The sequence below is a fragment of the Mesorhizobium sp. M2A.F.Ca.ET.067.02.1.1 genome (assembly GCF_004023285.1).
Taxonomy (GTDB): domain Bacteria; phylum Pseudomonadota; class Alphaproteobacteria; order Rhizobiales; family Rhizobiaceae; genus Mesorhizobium.
Genome location: NZ_RZSB01000878.1, coordinates 1 through 2,246, shown reverse-complemented (window position 1 = coordinate 2,246; position 2,246 = coordinate 1). Strand labels below are relative to the sequence as shown.

Below are 2,246 nucleotides of genomic sequence, written 5' to 3'. Positions count from 1 at the left end.
CCGTCGCGATCTCGGCGGCAATGGAAGAGACGATGCTGTTGCCGATATCCTCGATGACGATGAAGATGTCGTCGGGCTTGTGCTCGAAGGTCTCGGCCCAGGCGATCCGCGCCGTGCGCACCTCGACGAGTTCGACCGACACGATGAATCGGCCCGGCAGAGACTGCACCGAGCCCGTCGCGACATAGTCGACATTCAGCCTGCGCCCGGCGTCTTCCGGCGCGATGTTCTTTTCGGCGAGCGCGAAGACCGAGCCGCGGGCGATGACGAAGAAATCGCGAAGCTTGGCAAGCCGCGTGATGATGTCATGCGTGAGGCCGTCGGCAAGCCCGCCACGGAAGCCGCCAGCGCCGGCGCTCTCGGCAAACGGCATCACCGCGAGCGAAGCCCGGCGCGTCGCCGCGGGCTCGGATTCGATCGCTCCAGCCGGCAGGTCCGGGGCCGGGAAGGGCGGCCCGGATCGGGCGCATGGCGTTGCGCCGGCGTTGCGGGCTCTTATCTCCTGCCAGGCCTCGCGCAACGGCGTGAAATCCAGCTCTTCCGAGCGGAACAGCTCCGCCGCCGTCACTAGATGCTCTTCGCCGGCGCCGAACTGCCCGCGCCGTGCCAGGTTCTCCAGCAGCGCCACATGCGCGCGGCCGTCGAAGGGCGCAAGCTCCAGCCATTTGTCGATATAGGCGCCGGCCTCGTCGGCTCCCCGCGGAAGAAGGTCGATGATGTGCTCCAGAACAGCGACATGGGATGCGCTGAAACGGCGGCGCTGCGCCGTCTGCCAGCTGCCGAAATGCGGGCTGCGATCGACTTCCAGCCCGTCGAGGAAGTCGCCCGCGAACAGTTGCGCAAGCGCCCGCAGACGGTCGAGGCTAAGCGTCTCGATCCCTTCCGCCACCGCGGCAGCGGCCACGACGGCATCGACGCTCATATCGCCGAGGCGAAGCGCCGCGGTGTCGCCTTCCGTCTCAATCCGGCGCAGGCCGGGTTCGTCGAGCGCTGCGCGCAGTTTGCTCAGGCACCAGCGCAGCTCGCCGCGCGGATCGTTGGGCACGTCCCAGAGAAGCTCGCAAAGACGGCTGCGGCTGACGGGGCGCGGCGCCAGCGCCAGATAGGCAAGCAGCGCGCGTAGCTTGCGTGACGAAGGCAGCGCGACGGGAACATCGTCGCGCATGATCGCGACCGGGCCGAGCAGCCGGATCGACAGGCGGGCTGCCTTGCTTTTCTGGGCCGACCAAACGGATTCCACGTCCGTTTCCACGCTCGCTCCCACGCTGACTGGTTGGTCCATGTTCTATCACCAAACACAACAGGGCGCATCTGGCGACGAGTTCTCGAGCCGGATGGGGCCTTTGCCGAATGTCGGCAAGCAACCTAACGCGGCAAGGTGTCGAAACCGCGCCGCCCAGTCCGCCGGTCTGTAACCGGCATGTGAGATTCGAGGAGAGAGATCCATGTTGCATCAGTTGAAAATCAGGACCACGGCCGGGCGCGGCCGGCTGTTCGACAGCATTCTCGACACGGTCGGCGACACGCCGGTCATCCGCATCAACAATCTCGGGCCGGGTCACGCGACGATCTATGTGAAGGCCGAGTTCTTCAATCCGGCGGCCTCGGTGAAGGACAGGCTGGCGCTCAACATCATCGAGGAAGGCGAACGCAGCGGCAAGCTCAAGCCCGGCCAGACGGTCGTGGAGGCAACGAGCGGCAACACCGGCATCGGCCTTGCCATGGTTTGCGCGCAGAAAGGCTATCCGCTGGTGGTGACGATGGCTGACAGCTTCTCCATCGAGCGCCGCAAGCTGATGCGCATGCTGGGCGCCAAGGTTGTGCTGACGCCGCGCGCCCAGAAGGGTTTCGGCATGTACAAGAAGGCGGTGGAGCTCGCCGAGGCCAATGGCTGGTTCCTGGCGCGCCAATTCGAGACGGAAGCCAATGCCGCCATCCATGAGGCGACCACGGGCCGCGAGATCATCAACGATTTCGCGGGCTCAAGGCTGGACTATCTGGTTACCGGCTACGGCACGGGCGGCACGGTGACCGGCGTTGGCCGCGTGCTGCGCCAGGAACGGCCGGAAGTCAGGATCGTGCTCGCCGAGCCGGCGAACGCGCAGCTGATCGGCAGCGGCAAGGCCCAGGAGCGCGGCGCCGGCGGCGCGCCGGCCGCCAGCCATCCGGCTTTCGAGCCACATCCGATCCAGGGCTGGACTCCTGACTTCATCCCCAATGTGCTGCAGGAGGCGATCGACCAGCGC

The 2,246-nt window shown here is 66.5% G+C and carries 1 protein-coding gene and 1 pseudogene; one reads left to right on the top strand and one right to left on the bottom strand.

All coding sequences use genetic code 11. From position 1 onward, the window contains the following. Nucleotides 1–1,282, bottom strand: a pseudogene (locus EOA28_RS33140) (BTAD domain-containing putative transcriptional regulator); the annotation flags it as partial. A 163-nt stretch (nt 1,283–1,445) separates the two neighbouring features. Between EOA28_RS33140 and EOA28_RS33135 the strand changes: the two are divergent. Beyond that, a partial coding sequence (locus tag EOA28_RS33135) for a pyridoxal-phosphate dependent enzyme (RefSeq protein WP_128315715.1) occupies nt 1,446–2,246 on the top strand: 801 nt, incomplete at its 3' end.